Source organism: Devosia sp. Root413D1, from assembly GCF_001425235.1.
Taxonomy (GTDB): domain Bacteria; phylum Pseudomonadota; class Alphaproteobacteria; order Rhizobiales; family Devosiaceae; genus Devosia_A.
In genome coordinates this window covers 29,322-45,464 of the sequence record NZ_LMEA01000002.1, presented here as the reverse complement: position 1 = coordinate 45,464, position 16,143 = coordinate 29,322, and the positions used below count along the sequence as shown (strand labels likewise).

The window sequence follows — 16,143 nt, the reverse complement described above, 5'->3', positions numbered from 1 at the left end:
AAACACCGAGCCAAGCCCCAGCCGCCCACCATCAGCGCTTAGGGCACCGCCTGCGAGTGCCGGTGGCCGGCAATCACCCCAAACTCGGTGTCATCCCAGCGAAAGCTGGGACCCATTTCACAGCTGGCATCAGCGGATAGTTGGGTCCCAGCTTTCGCTGGGATGACAGCTGGTGGGTGGGAGAGAACCAGCTGGAGCCGAAGGCCCCCCTCCCCCGTAACCGGTGGAGGGGCGCCTCCCGTACTCGCCGTCAGATTTCGAGCAGGCTTTCGAGCTCCAGGATGGCGGCCTGGTGGCCCTGCTGGGCCGCCTTGAACAGCCAGCCGAGGCTCATCTCGCGGTTGGCGCTGTAGTGTTTGCCGAGCACATACTGGGCCTGCGCATCGCCCTGGTTGGCGGCAGCGAGGAACCAGTAGCGGGCGGTGTCATCGTTGCGGGCGATGCCGCGGCCCGAGCCGAACATGCCGGCGAGGTTGCGCTGCGCCGGGGCATAGCCGAGCTCGGCGGCCCTCAAATACCAGCGCACCGCCAGCGCCTCGTTCTTCTTGCCGCCGATGCCGATATCGTAGCGATAGGCGAATTCGAAGATCGCCTTGGGGTCGGTGGGCATCTCGGCTTCGGCAAAAGCCCGCCAGAACGGCGCCACCTTGGGGTGGGCGTCGGCCACCTTTTCGCACCAGAGCCGGGCGGTATCGACATTGAGCCCAGGCTGCGCCCAGCCCTTTTCGCCATTGGCCCGCATGTAGCGGATATAGGCTTCGCTGGCGAGGAAGGTCTTCACCCCGACAAGGCCATCGGCGAGGCCGGTTTCAAAGCCGAGCGCCGTCAGTTCGCGCTGCACGCACTTGACGGCATCGACGGCGGTTTCGGCAGTTGCGGCGATGGCGGTCGAGGCGCTGAGGGCAAGGCTGAGGGCCAGTGCGGCGAGGGTGGATTTGGCGAAGGTGTTCATGTCGGTTCTCCCTGGTGTGACCGCCGCAGGCTGCGGCCCGGTCTGATGGGAGGAGCTAACCCCGTGCCGGAGAGCGCCGCGAGTACAGGTCGGTAGCCGCGCTCCAAACCGATTGGAGGGGGGTGGCGGGGCTGGCACCACGCATGCAGTCGGCGTCCCTCTCCCGCTTGCGGGGGAGGGAATCCCGACTGCCCGCTTCGCAGCGCAGCCACATACCCCTACCGCCCAACACACCGGCAAGGCGCGTCAGCAAGCGTCGTGAGATAGACGTCGGTCATCGCCAGCCCATCCGGCAGCCGCAGCATCGCTGCCTGCAGCTGGGCCGCCGCGAGGTCGGCCGCACCGCGCGCGCCGGAGAGAATGCTGAGCGGCGCCAGCGACGCAACGATGCGGATCAGCTCGCGCCCTGCCGGATAGGCAGCGCGGATGCTTGTCCCGTCATCATGGCCGGGGATGCTCAGCACCTCGCCCGAACGCACCAGGGTCGGCGGCTCGTCCAGCGGCGGATAAAGCTGCAGCACCTCGCCCGAGGGGCCGATGGTCAGCACCGTGTAATAGGCATCGCGGCTGCCGCGGATGAACAGCCGCACCTCCTCGCCGATGCTGTAGGCGCCATCGGGGCTGTCGGCCCAGGCTTCGACGAGAAAGCCCGCCGCCGGCTGCGGCGCCACGGCCTGCAGCAGCAGTTGCGCTTTGTTGAGGGCCAGCTCGAGCGGCGGCGCGCCAAATCCAGGCGAGACCATCGACAGGCTGGCGACGGCGGCAGCGGCTGCCCAGTTCATCTCTCAATGCTCCCGTGGCCAATCCGCTGAGCTAGACGCGTCTCGCCCCTCCCCGCCACAACAGCCGAATGGGTCGGGTCCAATCGGCTTGGGGCCCGGCAAGCCGCTTGCGCCCTTGCTACCAACCGCGTGGGCATGCTTCCTCTCATTTCGATTGCCCGCCGTGGAGTAAACCGTGCTGACTGGGGACACAGATACTGCTGAACTAGCGCTCGACCTGGCGTTCATCGAAACGATCCGGCGGATGAAGGCGCGTTTTCAGTCCGAACTTCTTGCCGCGTCGCAATCGACCGACCCCGATGTCTTGTTGAGCCTGAGGCAGGAATCGTTTTTTCAGCTGGCGGAGTTTCTGTTCGCGATGAAAACTTACGGCATCGACTCGCCCGATAAGCTCGATCGCTTCGCCGACCTGCATAATCGCTACCTGCTCAGCATCCGTGACGATCGCGAGCGCATGCGCCGCTACGGCCTCACCCCCGAGCGCATCGATTCCGCCCTGTTCACCGGCGATAACTTGCGAAAACTCCTCGCCAATTTCGCCGGGCCAGCACCCTCGATCGACCAATCCGACCTGGCGCGGTTCCTCGTCACGGTGATGTCGACCGAGACCTGCCGAAAACTGCTGCTGGCGGCGGAAAAATCCGGCTTCGTCGAGCGCACCCGCTCGCCGTTCGGCGCCGTGCTGATCGTTTCGCTCGGCACCATCGAGGCCATTTACGGGACAGTAATCAGGGAGGCGCGCCGTGCTGCAGCAGCTCATTAGGGCAACCGCTATCGCCGCAATGCTTGGCACAATGGCAGGCCTCGCGACCGCCCCGGCCCGCGCCGAAATGGTGGTGGTCGCCGCCGGCGCCCTCACCCCGGCCGAGCAACAACTGGTCGAGCAGAACCCTGCCCTCACCGAGCTCGCCGCCGGCGCCCCCGAGGCGCTGCGCGAGGCGCTCGACCAGATCGCCACGGCGCTCGCCAACCCCTCGACGTCACGCGGCGGGCTCGATGATCTCGACGCCGCCGACGTCAAGCTGCTCGGTCAGAACCCGGCTCTGCTGCAGGTCTGGCGCAGTTCGCCCGAGGCCTCGGCCGACCTGCTGCAGCTGATCCGCACCGCGGCCGGCGGCACCAAGCCGCAGAAATAGCCACAACGGAGACCACGATGCGCCTGCTGCTCGCCTGTCTCGTCCTCCTCGCCGGCCTTGCTCCCCTTCCCGCCGCGGCGGCGCGGCTGGCGCTGGTCATCGGCATCGACGCCTATGACACGCTGCCGCCGCTCAACAAAGCGGTGGGCGATGCCGAAGCCATGTCGGCCCGGCTCGAAACGCTCGGCTACGAGGTCACCACGGTGATCAACCCGGGCCGGCGCGATTTCAACCAGGCGATCACCGCCTTCCGCCGCGCCTTGCAGCCGGGCGACGCAGCCTTCGTCCACTATTCCGGCCATGGCGTCGAAGTCGATGGCCGCAACCTGCTGCTGCCGCGCGACGTGCCGATCCCCACCAGCGGCGACGAGGACTTCCTCATGGCCGAGGCGATCGACCTCAATGATCTGATGCGGCGCGTCGCCGAGAGCGGCGCGGCGGTGCGCATTTTCGTCGTCGATGCCTGTCGCAACAACCCCTTCGCCAACAAGGGCGTGCGCGGCCTCGGCGAGGACGGCGGGCTGGCGATGAGCGCGCCGCCCACCGGCAGCTTCGTGCTCTATTCGGCCGGCTTCCGGCAGACCGCGCTCGATCGGCTCGGCCCCGGGGACGCGAGCCCCACCTCGGTCTATACCCGCGTGCTGCTCGAGCGGCTCGGCCAGCCCGGCATCTCGATCAGCGAGATCGCTCGCGGCGTCCGTGTCGATGTCGCGGCGCTGGCGCTCAGCGTCGGGCACGAGCAATCGCCGGCCTATTACGACGAACTCAACAGCGATTTCGTCGTCAACGCCGACCCGCCGCCGGCCCCCGCCCCGGCCGAGGGTACGATCGAGGCGGCAGCCTTCGACCGCGCCCGGGACCTCGGCACTGCAGCGGCGTGGGACGCGTTCCTGAAGAACTACCCCGAAGGGGTGTTTGCCGACCTGGCGCGCGCCGCGCGGGCGGCGGCACCGGCCGAAGCCGCGGCGCCAGCTCCGACCGAGACCGAAACCCTGCTCGGCGCCTTCGAGGCTCGGCAACAGCTCGAGACGTTGTGGGACGAAGGCAGGCGCATGGCCAATGCCGGCGACAACGCCGCCTATTTCCGCGCGATGAGCACGGCGCGCGAGCTCGCCGCAAAGCAGTTCGGCGCCGACAGCATAGAATACGCCCAGGCCAGCAACCACATGGTCGGCGCGCTCAGCGGCATCGGCGAGATCGAGGCGGCCATGGCCGCCTCGCGGGCAGCGATCGAGATCTATACCCGCCTCGTCGGCCCCGGCGATCTGCGTGTCCTCGTCGAACAGGGCAATCTCGCGGCGCGGCTCAACGCCACCGGCAAGCGCAAGGAGGCCGCCGAGATTTTCGAGCAACTGCTCGCCGGCTACGAAAAGCTCAACCCCACTGGCCCGGACAGCCTCTATTACGCCCATGGGCTCGAGGGCTATTCGCAGTTTCTCGCCGCCTCGGGCGAGTTCGACCGCGCCCTCAGCTATGCCGAAAGCGCCGTGACCATGATGTATGGCGCCGGCTCCTCGCCCTCGGTCGATGATGGCGGCATCGCCATCAACTATGCCCGCCTGCTGATCGACGCCGGGCGCTGCAAGGATGCCATGCCGGTGCTCGATAAGGCCAGCGCGCGCATGCAGACGGCGGGTGTCGCAACCAGCCAGGGCGACCACGCGGTGATCCTCGAGCTGCTCGCCAAGGGGTGCAGCTAACCCCTCCAATCGGCTTGGAGGCCAGCCACCGGGCTGTCGTCGAAAGCCGGCGGGCGAGCTGCTCTTGTCTCCTTACCGAAGCGCGATCGGGCGCTTCATTGACGGGAGAGATCACCATGAAGTTCACCGCCGCCGCCCTGCTGCTCGGCCTCATCGCCACCCCCGCCACTGCCGGTGGCTTGTCCGGTATTGCCTGCGACCATCCTGAGACCATCAAGGCGATGGAAAATGGCCTCCGCAACTCCGTCGAAGATGGTCGCTCGCTGGTTTCCTACGGCGTCTTCATCGAAGGCATCGCCGGCGCCAGGACCGTGCATTCGAGCAGCAACAAACTGGTCTGCGCCATCTCGCTGCGCGTCTCCAACGCCGGCCAGATCACCACCATCCGCCTGCGCTACACCTTCGAGCAGTTCGCCAGCGGCAAGAAGAGCGCTTCGATTACGCCGATGTGAGGGGCTTTCCCTCCCCCTTGTGGGGAGGGTAGCGCAGCTCGGGCCAGTTGGCCCGTAGCGGAGCTGGGTGGGGGTGGGCCACACCCACGGGCGGTGCGGGCTGCCCCACCCCACCCTTAATCCCTCCCCATCAAGGGGAGGGAGACCCGACTGCCGGCATCGTCTCCCTACCCCCTAAACCGGCATCTCCGCCTCCCCGGCACGGCTGGCTGTCGTTTCGATCTGGATGGTCGAGTGCGAAATGTCGAACTGCTCGTGCAGCAGCTCGCGGGCCGCGACCAGCAGCGCCTGCTGGTCGGCGCCATCGCCGATCACGAGGTGCCCGCTCATCGCATCGACGCCCGAAGTGATGGTCCACACATGCAGGTCGTGCACGTCGGTGACATCGGGCAGCGCCCGCAGGGCGCCCTCTAGCCCGCCGAGATCGAAGCCGGCCGGCGTGCCTTCGAGCAGGATATTCACCGCGTGCTTCAGCAGCGCCCAGGTGCGCGGCACGATGAACAGCCCGATCGCCGCGCCGATGAGCGGATCGGCCAGAGTCCAGCCGGTGAACATGATGAGCAGCGCCGAAACGATGACGCCGATCGAGCCCAGCATATCGGCCAGCACCTCGAAATAGGCGCCCTTGAGGTTGAGGCTTTCCTTCGAGCCGGCAGCCAGCAGCCGCATGCTGACGAGGTTCACCACGAGGCCGATCACCGCGACGATCAGCATCGGCGTCGACAGCACCTCGGGCGGCGCCAGCAGGCGCTCATAGGCCTCGTAGAGGATGTAGATGGCGAGAACGAGCAGCACCACCGCATTGGCGAGCGCCGCCAGCACCTCGGTGCGCAGGTACCCATAGGTCTTCGATGCGTTCGGCGGCCGCGCCGCGAACCAGATCGCGAGCAGCGCCAGCGCCATGCCGCCCACATCGGTGAGCATATGCGCGGCATCGGCGAGGAGCGCCAGGCTCCCCGAAATCAGCGCCCCGACCACTTCGGCGACGAGGTACGCGGTCGTCAGCCCCAGCGCGATGACGAGGTTACGGCGATGCCGCGCCCCGGCCGAACCGCTCGCCGGGCGCGTGGCCCCATGGCTGTGTCCAGCTCCCATTCAGCCCCTCCCCGCGACGGCAAGACGTTCGGCGCAACCCACGGCCATGATCGATCTCCGGTAACACCCGCCCGACGCTACAACCTCTAGCCACTATAGCTGCAAGGGCTTCTGCAACCGGCGGGAAATCCGGTTGCGCGGCCTGAGCGGCAATGTCACCCATGGGGCGAGGACTGGCCTTGGGAGGGGCGGCACCATGTTCGGCAGAGTTTTGCGGCTTGGCCTCGCGATCGACTGGCTGCGGGGTGCTGCCGATCCTCGCCGCGACCGTGCTGGCAGCCGCCCTGCCGGTCGGCGTGCCGCTGCTGCTCGGCCGCATCATCGATGGCGCGCTGCGCGGCGCGGGACTCATGGAGCTGCTGCCCTTGCTGGGGCTCGTCGCGGCCCTGGCGATCGCCGCTGCCCTGGCGGAGGTGCTGGCCAATGCCCTGGGCGCGCGCCTCGGCTATGGCCTCTCCTGGCAGCTGGCGCGGCGGCTTTATGGCGAAGTGCTACGCATGCCGATGCTGAGCTATGCCACCATCAACCCCGGCGTGCTGAACAGCCGTCTCACCAACGACATGCGCATGGTCGATCCGCTGTTCACCGTCGTGCCGCTGGCAACCGTGCATGGCTGGGTCGGGCTCGCCGCCGTCGCGATCGCGCTGGCCCTCATCAACCCCTGGTTCCTTGCCGCCTTCGCGCTGGTGCCGCTCGCCCTGTTCGCGGTGCGCTTCGCCGAAGGGCAGATCAATGCCACCATCAAGGATTCCTACGAAATCAACGCCGCCGTCGCCGCGCAGATCGAGAGCACCACCAGCGGCGATGCGGTGAGCCTCGTCCGGCAGGCGCGCGCCACCGGCGCCGAGGAACAGCGCTTCGCCACGCTGGCCGATAAATCCGTGGCGCTGGCGGCGCGCATGGACAATTGGCGCGCCGTGATCAACGTCGCCTATCGGCTGTGCTTCGATTTGATCACGGTGCTGTTCATCGGCATCGGCGTGCTGCTCGCCGCAGCCGGGCAGATCTCGATCGGCAATGTCGTCTCGGCCCTGTTCTTCGTCGGCCTGGTGCGCCAGCCGCTGGGCGAAGTGGTGGGCCAGCGCTATCCGCTGATCCGCGCCGGCATGGGGCTCGATCGCGTTGAGGCGGTGCTGCAGTCGGCTAATACCGGCCTGCCGACAGTAGCGGCCGCGGCGCGCCCGCCGGCGCAGCCGGCGCCCGCCCCGGAGGTCCTGGCGTTCGAGGCCGTCGGCTACACCTATCCCGGCCGCGACGCCCTCGCGGTCAGGACGCTGTCCGATGTCGCCAACGCCAGCGCCGGGATGACCGGGTTTCTCGCCGGGGTGTCGCTCACCCGGCTGGACCAGGCGGACCCGGGCGCGGCGGACCAGCCGGCCCGGATCCTCGCCGACATCTCCTTCTCGGTGCGGCGCGGCGAAACCCTGGCGATCGCCGGGCCTTCCGGCTCGGGCAAATCGACCATCATCAGCCTCGCCTGCGGCTCGCTCCGGCCATCGAGCGGTGCGGTCCGGATCGAGGGGCGCGATGCCGTCGCGCTAAGTGAAGAGGATATCTGGCGCTCAGTCTCGCTGGTCAGCCAGGATGTCTACCTGCGCGATGCGACGCTGCGCGACAACCTGCGCTACGGCCTCGAGGATGCGACCGACGAGCGGCTCACCGACGCGCTGCACCAGGCCGGGCTCGGCCAGCTGCTGCGGCAGCTGCCCGAGGGGCTCGGCACCATGGTCGGGCAACGCGGCAAGCGTTTTTCCGGCGGCGAACGGCAGCGCATCGCCATTGCCCGCGCCGTGCTGCGCGATCGCCCGCTGCTCATCCTCGACGAGGCCACCTCGCATCTCGATGCCGAACGCGAGGAAGGCATCCTCGACGCCATCGCGGCGATTGCCGCCAACCGGGCGGTGCTGGTGGTGGCGCACCGGACCTCGGCGATCGAGCGCGCCGACCGCGTGGTGATGATCGAGCATGGCGGCGTGGTCGAGCGCGGCACCCATGCCGAACTCATCGCCGCCGGCGGCCGCTACGCCGCCATGCACCGGGCCGGCGCGACGGGGTGAGGACCGGATGGGCGTGCGCAATTACCTGATCGAGGGCCTCTCCGGCGCCGGCAAGACTACGGTGGCCGAGGAGCTGCAGCGCCGCGGCCACCATGTTGTCCACGGCGACCGGCAATTCGCCTATTACGGCGATCCCGAGACCGGCGCACCGCTGGATTGGCCGGCTTTTGACAGCGAGAACGACAAGGTGGCGTGGGGTTACCGGCATTGGATCTGGCCGGTCGAACGGGTCAAGGCGCTGATTGCCGACCGGGGCCACCCCATCAGCTTCTTCTGCGGCGGCTCGCGCAACCGCCATCACTTCATCGCGCTGTTCGACAGGGTCTTCGTGCTCGAAGCCGACGCCGCCACCCTGAACCGGCGGCTCGCGGCGCGGCCGGCCGATGTCTTCGGCGGCAAGCCGGTTGAGCGGGCGTTCAACACGCGGCTCCATGCGAGCGGCGACAACGACCCGGGCAACGCCATCCGCATCGACGCCACCGCGCCGCTTGCCGACGTCGTCGACGCGATCCTCGCTGCATGCCAGCCGCAGAGCGGCGGCTGATCGGACCGACGGTGGCCAGGGTCCTCGCCCCCGGGTTGTGGCGGCAATCGCGCTGCGCTAACGATGAGTTACGCCAGCTATGTCTGCTGGTGCCGTGGAGGCGATAGTGACTGAAGCGGCATCTGGAGCAGAAACCGGGCCACAATACCGGCCCGGTACTCATATTCTGCTCGATTTCTGGGGTGCGACCGGCCTCGATGATCAATCTTTCATAGAACAGGCGATGCGCCGCGCGGCCGCAGCCTGCAACGCCACAGTGCTCGAAACGCGTTTCCACCATTTCGGCGCCAATAGTGGGATTACCGGCGTTGCTCTGCTTGCCGAGTCGCATATCAGCATCCACACTTGGCCCGAGACGGGTTACGTCGCACTGGACGTCTTCATGTGCGGCGATTGCCGCGCCGAGGAGGCCATTGCGCCGCTGCAGGCCGCGTTTCAGCCGAGCAACTTGAAAATCACGGCCGTTGCCCGCGGGTCACTGACCCCGGACGCTTCAGCCTAGCGCCGCCAGCGGCGACCATCGGGGGGTGGTGGATGACTTTCGCAGGGCTGCCCATCCAGGACATCGTGCGCGCGCCGATCTTCCTCGTGCTGTATCTGGTGCTGCTGCTGCTCGCCAAATGGTTCAAGGGGCTGGCGATCTCCTACAAGATCAACCAGCAGTTGAGCGAAAGCGGCAACCTCGCCATCGGCCTCGCCATGTCGGGCTACTACCTGGCGACGGCGCTGATCTTTGTCGGGGCGCTCTATGGCCCCTCCCATGGGCTGCTGCAGGACCTGCTGGCGGTCGGTGGCTACTCGCTGGCCGGCATCGTGCTGCTCAACCTGTCGCGCTGGTTCAACGACTGGGCGATCCTGCGCAAGTTCGACGACACGCACCAGTTGGTCGCCAGACGGAATGTCAGCGTCGGCGCGGTGCATTTCGGCGCCTATGTCGCGACCGGGCTGGTGATTGCCGGCTCGGTATCGGGCGAAGGCGGCGGCATCGTCTCGATGCTGGTGTTCTTCGTGCTGGGGCAGCTGTCGCTCTTGGCGTTCAGCCTGATCTATGAGCGGCTCTCGCCCTACAGCATCCACAAGACGCTGGTCGACAGCAACGTCGCCAGCGGCGTCGCCTTCGCCGGCCACCTGATCGCCCTCGCCATCATCATCATGAACGCTTCGGCCGGCGATTTCGTCAACTGGCCGGCCGACCTGATGGCCTTCTTCGCCGCCGACCTCATCGCCTTCGTCTTCCTGCCGATCCTGCGGCTGATCATGGACCGCATGGTCATCCCTGGTCGCTCGCTGGGGCGCGAAATCCGCGACAACGGCAACCTCGCCGCCGCCCTGCTCGAAGCCACGACCGCGATCTGCTTTGCGGGCGTGACGGCGATGCTGATCTAGGGGCGGCCGATGCGGGTTTCAGCATCGTCGCGGCCGGCGCCCGCCGCTCCGGCCAAAGCCGGGGTGCATCTCGGCTATCTGGGGGCGGTGTTCATCGTCTTCGGGCTGCTCGGCCTGCTCACCTCGCTCGTTCTCGGTGTGCCCCTGGACAAGATCTTCAGCGGCAGCCTGAAATACGCTCCGGCGCTTGAGGATCCGACCCCGCTCGAGCCGGGCGAGCAGTTCGCGGCGCTCGACTACGCCATGGTCGGGCCCTTCACCATCGCTCGCCCGGGCCAGAGCATCTGGGTGTCGGTCAAGGCCAACCTACCCGTCAATTCCTGGGTGTTCATCGAGGGCGAACTGCTCGATGCCCGGCAGAACTACCTGATGGGCTTCGGCAGCGAGCTCTGGCACGAAACCGGCTATGACGACGGCCCGTGGGACGAGACGGACAACAACTACAATCTCAACCTGACCATCCCCGAGGCCGGCGAGTTCTACCTTAACTTCAAGACCCAGGGCGAACTGCGGCCCGAACGGATCGAGGTGAACATCCGCCGCACCAGGGGCAGCAATATTCCGCACCTGATCTTCGGCATCGTGACGCTGCTGGCCGGGCTGGTGATGAACGAGATCGCCAACCGGACGGTCATGAAGCTCCTTGGGGTGTTCCGATGAACTCGCCGACCCGCAACGCCGTGCTGATCGCCCTGGTTGGCCTGGGCGCGGTTTACATCGCGCTTTTCTACGTCGCCGGCGACGGGTTCGGCCACGCCGGCTACCGTGGCTACAGCTCCCGGCCATGGTTCCGTGGCGGCGTGGAGACCTACCACGATCGCAGCGCGCGCACCGGCAGCGCCGGCGGCCTCGGCATTGTCGGCGGTGGGCCGGAAGGCGGCAAATGACCACTGATGGAACCGAAGCGGCCGACCAGGCCGCAGGCGGCAATCGCCGCCAGGTGCTGGCCCTGGTGTTTTCGGCCTTCGTATCGGGCCTCTGCTCGATCATCTACGAGCTGCTCATCGCCACCACGGCTTCGTATTTTCTCGGCGACAGCATCAAGTTCTTCTCGCTCACCATCGGCATCTACATGGCGGCGATGGGGCTGGGCACCTTCCTGTCGCGCTATATCGAACGGCACATGCTCGGCCGCTTCGTCATCATCGAGCTGGCGCTGGCGGCGCTGGGCGGGCTCAGCATCCCGATCCTCTATTTTGCCTATGCCTGGACCGAGCTGTTTTTCCACGCCTACCTGGTGCTGACCGTCGGTATCGGCGTGCTGATCGGGCTCGAGATCCCGTTTCTCACCCGGCTGATGGACCGCTACAACCCGCTCAAGATCAACATCGCCTCGATCCTGTCCTTCGACTATTTGGGCGCGCTGATCGCCACTATCGCCTTCCCGTTCTTCCTCTTGCCGGTGTTCGGCATCTACCAGTCGTCGCTGCTGTTCGGCTTTGCCAACGTCTCGATCGGCTTCGTCATGCTGCGCGTCTTCGGCGAGGAGATCGGCAAGCCGGCGCGCGCGATGCTGGCGCTCAGCGTGGCGGTCACGGTGTTCCTCGGCGGCATGATCGCCCTGTCGCATGCCTTCCTCGACAAGTGGGACCAGAGCCTCTACGAGGATCGGATCGTCCACGCCGAGCAGACCCGCTACCAGCGCATCGTCCTGACCCGCGACCGCGACGATCTGCGGCTCTATCTCGATGGCAACCTGCAGTTCTCCTCGGTTGACGAGTACCGCTACCATGAGGCGCTGGTGCACATCCCGCTCGGGCTCAGCCCGCGGCCGCCGAGGCGCGCGCTGCTGCTGGGCGCCGGCGACGGGCTTGCGGCGCGCGAACTGCTGAAGCACCAGGCGATTGCCGAGATCGTGCTCGTCGACCTCGACCCCGCAGTCGTCGCCCTGGCGCGCGGCAATGCCGGCATCCGCGAGCTCAATGGCGGCAGTCTCGATTCACCCCGGGTGCAGGTGGTGATCGGCGATGCGTTCGAATACCTGCGGGAGAACAGCGAGCCGTTCGACCTGGTGATCGCCGACCTGCCCGACCCCAACAATAGCGGGCTGGCGCGGCTCTATGCCAAGCAGTTCTACCAGCTGGTGCACCGGAGCCTCGCGCCGGGCGGACTGTTCGTGACGCAGGCGACGAGCCCGTATTTCTCGCCCCGGGCGTTCTGGAGCATCGAGGCCACGGTCCGCGCCGGCGGCTTCGAGCGGACCTACCCCTACCACCTCAACGTGCCCTCGTTCGGCGAATGGGGCTTCGTCCTCGCCAGCGACGTGGCGCTCGACCTCGACAAGCCTCGGCTCGCCGTTGCGACGCGCTACCTCGAAGCCGACGACATCCCCAAGCACTTCCAGTTCGACAAGGACACCATCGTCGCCAATGCCGGGGTCAGCACCCTGGACAGGCCGACCATCCTCGACGACTACCTGGCCGGGTGGCAGTACTACCGCTGATGGCCAACCGCAGCCCGCCGGCCGCAACGGGCCCCGCCTAACCCAGAGACTCGCCGCGCGCGATCTCGCAGTCGGCATACCCTCTCCCGCCTGCACGCTCCTAGACCAGAAAATCCGCCCTTGCCGGCGAGATCACCCGTCGCCGAGCGGATCGCCGAGCCGCAGCGCGGCGACGCGGACGAGGAAGCGCTCGAGAAGGACCGCATGCAGGGTGCCGGATACGGTTGTGCCAGCAGCCTCCATTGACAAAAACTGAATGCATTCATATTTGAGTGCAATCAGAATGACGGATCGACTTTGGCTGCCGCCATTCATCCAGGGAGCACCCACATGAACGCGCATCACTCGAACGACACTGTCATCACCGCCTATAAGGATGCACCGGGGCGAACGATCACCGCCGGCGGCGTCACCTACGCCTATCGCGAGCTGGGGCCGAAAGGCGGCATCCCCGTCGTCTTCTTCGTCCACCTCGCCGCCAACCTCGACAACTGGGACCCGCGCCTCATCGACCCGATCGCCAGGGGTCACCACGTCATCACCTTCGACAACCGCGGCGTCGGCGGCTCGAGCGGCCAGGTGCCCGACAGCATCGAGGCGATGGCCGACGACGCCTTCACCTTCATCAAGGCCCTCGGCTTCGACAGGATCGATATCTTCTCGTTTTCGCTCGGCGGTTTCGTCGCCCAGGCGCTGGTCGACAAGCACCCCGGCCTGGTCCGCAAGCTGATCCTGACGGGCACCGGCCCGGCCGGCGGCAAGGACATCGATAAGGTGGCGGGTGTCACCTATTTCGACATCCTCCGTGCGACCCTGACCGGGTCTGACCCCAAGGAATTTCTGTTCTTCAACCGGAACGCCAGCGGCAAGCCAGCGGCGCGGGCCTTCGTCAACCGGCTCAAGGAGCGGACCGCCGACCGCGACGTGCCGGTGACGCTCAAGGCGTTCCGGACGCAGCTGAAGGCGATCGGCAAGTGGGGGCGCTCGGCTCCGGCGGACCTCTCGAGGCTCACCCAGCCCACCCTGATCGCCAATGGCGACAATGACCGGATGGTGCCTTCCGTGCTCTCGACGGATCTCAATCGGCGCATCAAGGGTTCCGAGTTGATCATCTATCCCGACTCCGGCCATGGCGGCATCTTCCAGTTCCACGACAGGTTCGCCCCGCTCGCCGTCGCATTCCTCGATCGCTGAAAGGACGAGCAAAATGAGCACGACATTCAGCAGGCGCTTCTCCTCTTCGATCCTGTTGTGGATGCGTTCCGACCAGCCCCGCCAAACCGGCATGAACTACTGGAAAGGGCCGCATTCGAAGATCATCTCGGCAAGCCCGGGCCTCCATGAGTATCGCCAGACTCACCTCGCTGAGACGAACCCGGGGCTGTGGCCGGCGACCCCGGGTTTCGAAACCGAGATTCCCGCCGGTCGCCGGATCGACGGCGTCGCCCAGGTGGCGTTCCAGTCGGCGTTCTCGGTGCTGGCCGGGCGCGAGCAGAACAAGCTGGCGTTCAAGGACGAGGTCAACGTGTTCCGGCGCACCCTGCTCTATCTGGGTCTGCCGAACTGGTCGCGCTGGTACGACGTTGCGCGGCCGGGCGAACGGGTTGCCTCCCGGGTGCTGGTCTATCTGCGGCGGCGGGATGGGGTCGGCGGCCGCGCCTTTCGCAGGTTCATCAACGATCAGCTGGCGCCTGCCCTTGCCGGCACGGGAGCGTTGCAGGAGCTCAGAACCGAAACCTTCCTGCCCTGGAGCAAGGCCCTGTGGAACACCCCCAATGTCGCGCACGACAATCCCGGGGATCAGCAGTTCCACGCCTCGGTGATGCTCGGCTTCCCCGACACGGCCACGCAGGCGGCCTTCTTTGCGGGCCGCAGTTTGGCTAGTCTGTCGATCGGGCTGGCCCAAATCGCCTCTGCCGCCCACGCCTATCAGGTCGCCGAGGCACTGACGTTCGTGCGGGATGGCGTCATCCTTCCCCATTATCAGGAGTAACGGTGAAGACCTTGGAGGACATGCCGCCGGCCGGACCGAAACCGGTGGGACGTCGCGAGCGCAACAAGCAGGACAAGCTCGACCGGATCGTCGCCGCCGCGCGCCAGCTCTTCGAGGCTCACGGCGTCGATGCGGTGACCACGCAACAGATCGCCGACCGGGCCGACATCGGCACCGGCACGCTGTTCCTTTATGCTAAAAGCAAAAGCGAGTTGCTGCTGCTGGTGCAGAACTCGGGCTATGTCGAGGCGCTCGAGCAAGGCCGGGCCGCCGCCGAAGCCACGTCCGGAGCGCTCGATGGGGTGCTCGCCATCATCCGCCCGATCGTCGAATGCAACCGCGTCAATGTCGAGAACGGGCGGGCGTACCTGCGCGAACTGGTCTTCGGCGACCCCGACGAACCGCACCACCGCGATGCCCTGACCCTCACCTTCAAGACCGAAGCGGCAGTCGCCGCGGTTCTGTGTCGGAACGAGCGCATCGAACCGGACGTCGCCGCCACCCTGGCGCAGATCGTCTCGACGATCATGTTCGTCAGCATGGCGGCCACCATCAACGCCACGGGCTCGGTCGACGACATCATGGCGGAAATCGCCGGCCGCGTGCGGGTGATCCTGCCGCACTGACCGGTGCAAGGCGAGGCAAGTGCTGAAGCGGATCGCGCGGCCGGCTGCCGCGCGATCCGCAGGTCATTTCAGGGTCCGCTCGAAAAAGCCGATCAGCGCATCGGTGACCTCAGGCACGCTGGTCATCTGCTCGAAATCGTGCCCCACCCCCGCGACAGTGATGAACGTCGCATCGACGCCCTTGCCGATCAGCACGTCGTAGAGGCGCTGGCTTTGATCGATCGGTACAATCTTGTCCTCGGTGCCATGAATCAGCAGCACCGGCGGGCTGGCCTCGGTGACGTGACTGGCCGGTGTTGCGAGATTGACCGCTTCGGCATTGGCCTTGTCATGCACCGACAGACCCATATGGAGGCTGGCGAGGTCGTAGCCGGCCTCACCCGCTTCCCCCAGATACGCCGCCGGGTAGAATGCCGCGATGGCGGCGACTTCCGATGACACGCCCGGTAGCCGGTCGTCGACGAAGGCTTCCTCATTGCCGGTGAGACCGGCAATGAGCGACAGATGCCCGCCGGCGGAGGGCCCGAACACCGCAATCCTCTCCGGGTCGAGATTGTAGAGCGCCGCATTGTGGCGGAGGAACCGTACCGCCGCCTTGACGTCCATCTGCGGCTCGGGGAATTTCGCCTCGCCGATGCCGCGATAATCGATCGAGGCGACCGCGAAACCCGCCTCGGCGAAGCGGACCAGCTGCGGCAGCAGCCGCTCGCGCTCGACTGCGCGCCAGCCGCTGCCGGTGACGAAGACGATGACCGGCGCCGGCGCGGCGCTGGTGGGTCGCAGCAGGTCGAGATAGAGCTCGTTGCGCATCAGCCCCAGCGCCGACGTCGAATACTGGATGTCGGAGTAGAGCTCTGTGCCGCTGAAGCTGATCCCGGCGGCGTCGATTGTCCTGGTTTCGGCGTGGGCCATGCCGGCGACCAGGCATGCGATAGCGATCCCGAAAATGACGGGTTTGAGCATTTGCTCCTCCTCAA

The 16,143-nt window shown here is 66.8% G+C and carries 19 protein-coding genes; 14 read left to right on the top strand and 5 right to left on the bottom strand.

Going from position 1 to position 16,143, the window contains the following annotated elements; all coding sequences use genetic code 11:
* Positions 1-250: 250 nt before the first annotated feature.
* Positions 251-952: a tetratricopeptide repeat protein gene (locus tag ASC89_RS04350; protein WP_055995049.1), complete on the bottom strand. Its 702-nt coding sequence runs from the start codon at positions 950-952 to the stop codon at positions 251-253.
* 218 nt (positions 953-1,170) lie between these two features.
* Positions 1,171-1,734 (bottom strand): DUF4384 domain-containing protein, encoded by a 564-nt coding sequence (locus ASC89_RS04345; protein ID WP_055995046.1) that lies wholly within the window; start codon positions 1,732-1,734, stop codon positions 1,171-1,173.
* Between the two features lie 175 nt (positions 1,735-1,909).
* On the opposite strand from ASC89_RS04345, the gene ASC89_RS04340 reads away from it, so the two are divergent.
* From ASC89_RS04340 to ASC89_RS04325, 4 genes are all read left to right on the top strand, one after another.
* Positions 1,910-2,497 carry a hypothetical protein gene (locus ASC89_RS04340; protein ID WP_055995043.1) on the top strand — a complete coding sequence of 196 codons (588 nt, stop codon included), beginning with the start codon at positions 1,910-1,912 and terminating at the stop codon, positions 2,495-2,497.
* A gap of 31 nt (positions 2,498-2,528) precedes the next feature.
* The gene (locus tag ASC89_RS04335; protein ID WP_055995041.1) at positions 2,529-2,870 is read left to right on the top strand and encodes a hypothetical protein; all 342 of its coding nucleotides are present in this window, start codon (positions 2,529-2,531) and stop codon (positions 2,868-2,870) included.
* Positions 2,871-2,887: 17 nt separating this feature from the next.
* Positions 2,888-4,570, top strand: coding sequence for a caspase family protein (locus ASC89_RS04330; RefSeq protein ID WP_055995039.1), 1,683 nt, complete (start codon positions 2,888-2,890; stop codon positions 4,568-4,570).
* Between the two features lie 116 nt (positions 4,571-4,686).
* Positions 4,687-5,022: a hypothetical protein gene (locus tag ASC89_RS04325; RefSeq protein ID WP_055995036.1), complete on the top strand. Its 336-nt coding sequence runs from the start codon at positions 4,687-4,689 to the stop codon at positions 5,020-5,022.
* Between the two features lie 174 nt (positions 5,023-5,196).
* Here the strand turns inward: ASC89_RS04325 and ASC89_RS04320 are convergent, their stop codons facing one another.
* The gene (locus ASC89_RS04320; RefSeq protein ID WP_055995033.1) at positions 5,197-6,117 is read right to left on the bottom strand and encodes a cation diffusion facilitator family transporter; all 921 of its coding nucleotides are present in this window, start codon (positions 6,115-6,117) and stop codon (positions 5,197-5,199) included.
* Between the two features lie 218 nt (positions 6,118-6,335).
* On the opposite strand from ASC89_RS04320, the gene ASC89_RS04315 reads away from it, so the two are divergent.
* The 7 genes from ASC89_RS04315 (at position 6,336) to ASC89_RS04285 (ending at position 12,547) form a co-directional block, all read left to right on the top strand.
* Positions 6,336-8,174 (top strand): ABC transporter ATP-binding protein, encoded by a 1,839-nt coding sequence (locus ASC89_RS04315; protein ID WP_055995030.1) that lies wholly within the window; start codon positions 6,336-6,338, stop codon positions 8,172-8,174.
* Between the two features lie 7 nt (positions 8,175-8,181).
* Positions 8,182-8,718, top strand: a complete 537-nt coding sequence (locus tag ASC89_RS04310) for an AAA family ATPase (RefSeq protein ID WP_055995026.1) — start codon at positions 8,182-8,184, stop codon at positions 8,716-8,718.
* A 106-nt stretch (positions 8,719-8,824) separates the two neighbouring features.
* Complete coding sequence (speD, locus tag ASC89_RS04305) at positions 8,825-9,220, top strand: adenosylmethionine decarboxylase (RefSeq protein WP_055884448.1); 396 nt, start codon at positions 8,825-8,827, stop codon at positions 9,218-9,220.
* 32 nt (positions 9,221-9,252) lie between these two features.
* The gene (locus ASC89_RS04300) at positions 9,253-10,104 is read left to right on the top strand and encodes a DUF350 domain-containing protein (protein ID WP_055995023.1); all 852 of its coding nucleotides are present in this window, start codon (positions 9,253-9,255) and stop codon (positions 10,102-10,104) included.
* A 9-nt stretch (positions 10,105-10,113) separates the two neighbouring features.
* Positions 10,114-10,764 carry a hypothetical protein gene (locus tag ASC89_RS04295; RefSeq protein ID WP_055995021.1) on the top strand — a complete coding sequence of 217 codons (651 nt, stop codon included), beginning with the start codon at positions 10,114-10,116 and terminating at the stop codon, positions 10,762-10,764.
* The gene (locus tag ASC89_RS04290; RefSeq protein WP_055995018.1) at positions 10,761-10,991 is read left to right on the top strand and encodes a hypothetical protein; all 231 of its coding nucleotides are present in this window, start codon (positions 10,761-10,763) and stop codon (positions 10,989-10,991) included. The genes ASC89_RS04295 and ASC89_RS04290 overlap by 4 nt, the downstream gene beginning before the upstream one ends.
* Positions 10,988-12,547 carry a polyamine aminopropyltransferase gene (locus tag ASC89_RS04285; protein WP_055995015.1) on the top strand — a complete coding sequence of 520 codons (1,560 nt, stop codon included), beginning with the start codon at positions 10,988-10,990 and terminating at the stop codon, positions 12,545-12,547. Before ASC89_RS04290 ends, ASC89_RS04285 begins: the two co-directional genes overlap by 4 nt.
* A 132-nt stretch (positions 12,548-12,679) precedes the next feature.
* Here the strand turns inward: ASC89_RS04285 and ASC89_RS28385 are convergent, their stop codons facing one another.
* The gene (locus ASC89_RS28385; RefSeq protein WP_156384502.1) at positions 12,680-12,862 is read right to left on the bottom strand and encodes a hypothetical protein; all 183 of its coding nucleotides are present in this window, start codon (positions 12,860-12,862) and stop codon (positions 12,680-12,682) included.
* Positions 12,863-12,877: 15 nt separating this feature from the next.
* Here ASC89_RS28385 and ASC89_RS04280 point away from each other — a divergent pair, with 15 nt between their 5' ends.
* The 3 genes from ASC89_RS04280 to ASC89_RS04270 are packed head-to-tail and all read left to right on the top strand — an operon-like array spanning position 12,878 to position 15,166.
* Positions 12,878-13,741, top strand: coding sequence for an alpha/beta fold hydrolase (locus ASC89_RS04280; protein ID WP_055884349.1), 864 nt, complete (start codon positions 12,878-12,880; stop codon positions 13,739-13,741).
* A gap of 13 nt (positions 13,742-13,754) precedes the next feature.
* Positions 13,755-14,540 carry a hypothetical protein gene (locus ASC89_RS04275; protein WP_055995012.1) on the top strand — a complete coding sequence of 262 codons (786 nt, stop codon included), beginning with the start codon at positions 13,755-13,757 and terminating at the stop codon, positions 14,538-14,540.
* A 2-nt stretch (positions 14,541-14,542) separates the two neighbouring features.
* A complete protein-coding gene (locus ASC89_RS04270; protein WP_200940416.1) occupies positions 14,543-15,166 on the top strand; it encodes a TetR/AcrR family transcriptional regulator in 624 nt (207 codons plus the stop codon).
* A gap of 63 nt (positions 15,167-15,229) precedes the next feature.
* Here the strand turns inward: ASC89_RS04270 and ASC89_RS04265 are convergent, their stop codons facing one another.
* Positions 15,230-16,129 carry an alpha/beta hydrolase gene (locus ASC89_RS04265; RefSeq protein WP_055884354.1) on the bottom strand — a complete coding sequence of 300 codons (900 nt, stop codon included), beginning with the start codon at positions 16,127-16,129 and terminating at the stop codon, positions 15,230-15,232.
* Positions 16,130-16,143 lie beyond the last annotated feature (14 nt).

Coding starts and splice junctions, on each gene's coding strand:
- ASC89_RS04350 (WP_055995049.1), bottom strand. CDS start 952: ATGAACACCTTCGCCAAATCCACCCTCGCCGCACTGGCCCTCAGCCTT.
- ASC89_RS04345 (WP_055995046.1), bottom strand. CDS start 1,734: ATGAACTGGGCAGCCGCTGCCGCCGTCGCCAGCCTGTCGATGGTCTCG.
- ASC89_RS04335 (WP_055995041.1), top strand. CDS start 2,529: ATGGCAGGCCTCGCGACCGCCCCGGCCCGCGCCGAAATGGTGGTGGTC.
- ASC89_RS04330 (WP_055995039.1), top strand. CDS start 2,888: ATGCGCCTGCTGCTCGCCTGTCTCGTCCTCCTCGCCGGCCTTGCTCCC.
- ASC89_RS04325 (WP_055995036.1), top strand. CDS start 4,687: ATGAAGTTCACCGCCGCCGCCCTGCTGCTCGGCCTCATCGCCACCCCC.
- ASC89_RS04320 (WP_055995033.1), bottom strand. CDS start 6,117: ATGGGAGCTGGACACAGCCATGGGGCCACGCGCCCGGCGAGCGGTTCG.
- ASC89_RS04310 (WP_055995026.1), top strand. CDS start 8,182: ATGGGCGTGCGCAATTACCTGATCGAGGGCCTCTCCGGCGCCGGCAAG.
- ASC89_RS04300 (WP_055995023.1), top strand. CDS start 9,253: ATGACTTTCGCAGGGCTGCCCATCCAGGACATCGTGCGCGCGCCGATC.
- ASC89_RS04295 (WP_055995021.1), top strand. CDS start 10,114: ATGCGGGTTTCAGCATCGTCGCGGCCGGCGCCCGCCGCTCCGGCCAAA.
- ASC89_RS04290 (WP_055995018.1), top strand. CDS start 10,761: ATGAACTCGCCGACCCGCAACGCCGTGCTGATCGCCCTGGTTGGCCTG.
- ASC89_RS04285 (WP_055995015.1), top strand. CDS start 10,988: ATGACCACTGATGGAACCGAAGCGGCCGACCAGGCCGCAGGCGGCAAT.
- ASC89_RS28385 (WP_156384502.1), bottom strand. CDS start 12,862: ATGAATGGCGGCAGCCAAAGTCGATCCGTCATTCTGATTGCACTCAAA.
- ASC89_RS04280 (WP_055884349.1), top strand. CDS start 12,878: ATGAACGCGCATCACTCGAACGACACTGTCATCACCGCCTATAAGGAT.
- ASC89_RS04275 (WP_055995012.1), top strand. CDS start 13,755: ATGAGCACGACATTCAGCAGGCGCTTCTCCTCTTCGATCCTGTTGTGG.
- ASC89_RS04265 (WP_055884354.1), bottom strand. CDS start 16,129: ATGCTCAAACCCGTCATTTTCGGGATCGCTATCGCATGCCTGGTCGCC.